Origin of the sequence: Bradyrhizobium sp. SHOUNA76 (assembly GCF_023006445.1) — a bacterium.
In the GTDB taxonomy this organism is placed as follows: Bacteria; Pseudomonadota; Alphaproteobacteria; order Rhizobiales; family Xanthobacteraceae; genus Bradyrhizobium.
The window spans coordinates 1-1494 of sequence record NZ_JALBHA010000856.1 but is presented as its reverse complement, the minus strand read 5'-3'; the positions used below and the strand labels follow the sequence as shown (position 1 = coordinate 1494).

The window sequence follows — 1494 nt, the reverse complement described above, 5'->3', positions numbered from 1 at the left end:
GGCAGCGTCACGAGCGCGATCAGCAGCACGATCGCCGCGTTCGCGGCAAAGCAGGCCGCGGCGACATAGCCGTGGCGCTCGGTGTGGTCGGCAAGGAAGCCGCCTGCGAGCACGCCGGCGGCGCTGGCGCCAAGGAATGCCGTCAGCATGACGTTGGCTGCCGAGTAGGACGTGCCATAGCCGCTCATCAGCGCGACGACGCCGAAATTGTTGATGCCGGCGACCGACAGGCTGAGCAGCATGAACAGCGCCGTCAGCACGATCAGCGCCGGTGTGATGACGGCCTGCCTCTGCGCGTTCTCCGCGCCCGGCTTCTTCCTGCTGGCGCCGGCGTCGGGAATGTTCATGACGAGCAGCAGCGAGGCCACCGCAATGCCGATCGCACCCGATGCGATCAGCGCGCCGGTGCCGCCGGACAGGGTGACGAGTGCCGCCACGATCGCCGGTGCCACCGCGCCGCCGAGAAATCCGGCAAAGGTGTGGATCGAGAAGGCGCGGCCCATCCGCGCCTCGTCCATGTGCTCGGCCAGGATCGCGTAGTCGGCGGGGTGATAGACGCTATTGGCGAGACCCAGCAGCACGGCGCAGGCGATCAGCGAGGCGTAGCTGAGATGCAGGCCAAGCAGGATCAGCGCGAAGCCGCCGAGCGTGAGGCCGATCAGCAGGATCCTGCGCGCGCCAAAATGGTCGACGAGATAGCCGGTCGGCGCCTGCGTCAGTCCGGACACCACCGCGAATACGGTGAGCGCGAAGCCAAGCTCGATATAGCCGACGCCGAGCTGCGCCTTGAGAAACGGGAATAGCATCGGCAGGACCAGCAGATGGAAATGGCTGACCCAATGCGCGATCGAGATTCCCGTCAGCGTGCGTAGCGCGCTGTCCGCCTTGCCTTGCTGCGGTGCGGCGAGAACATCGACCATTGCAGTTTCGGTTTCACTCCCTGGAAGGCGCGCAAACTATCGGGGAGAGCGGTTATTTGTCCATGAACAGAGGCGCATGGCAGGTAGTGCGGGTCGATCGAGCAGTTGAGCCACTTCCACAGCGCCGCCCCTGCGAACGCAGGGACGACAGGCGAGCCCGGGGCCGCCCCCTCACAACGGCTCGTCGTCCACACCGTAACGGTCGCGTTTGGGCGTCGCGATGTCGCCGTCCTCGTAGTCGTCGTCATCGGCCGGAGGCGGAGGTAGCTTCGCCTTGTTGTCCGCCGGCTTCTTGACGGCGATTTTGGGCGGTTCGCTCGGTTTGCAGGTCTTGATCATGGCTGGTCCCGGATGGTGATGCTGCACCCGATCCTACCCCGCAAATATGGGTAGTCCCTGACTTAGCGCAATCATCTCGTCCCGAGGACGGTCCTCGGCCGTCAATGCACGAGCGGCCCGCCGGCCTTCTTCCAGGCATCCAGGCCGCCGGCGATGTGCGCCGTGTTGGAAAGGCCGGCCGCCTTGGCGGCGGCCACCGCCATCGCCGAGCGCTCGCCGAAGGCGCAGAAGAACA

General features: G+C 66.1%; 2 protein-coding genes and 1 pseudogene. All 3 read right to left on the bottom strand.

Annotated features, from left to right (window positions below; all coding sequences use genetic code 11):
* A partial coding sequence (locus tag MOV74_RS37945; RefSeq protein WP_246932612.1) for an MFS transporter occupies positions 1-920 on the bottom strand: 920 nt, incomplete at its 3' end.
* 171 nt (positions 921-1091) lie between these two features.
* A complete protein-coding gene (locus tag MOV74_RS37940) occupies positions 1092-1259 on the bottom strand; it encodes a hypothetical protein (protein WP_246932609.1) in 168 nt (55 codons plus the stop codon).
* 101 nt (positions 1260-1360) lie between these two features.
* Positions 1361-1494 (bottom strand): annotated as a pseudogene (locus tag MOV74_RS37935) (MBL fold metallo-hydrolase); the annotation flags it as partial.

What these genes read in the sequence shown, in the direction of transcription:
- MOV74_RS37940 (WP_246932609.1), bottom strand. Translation starts at nt 1,259, where the DNA reads ATGATCAAGACCTGCAAACCGAGCGAACCGCCCAAAATCGCCGTCAAG.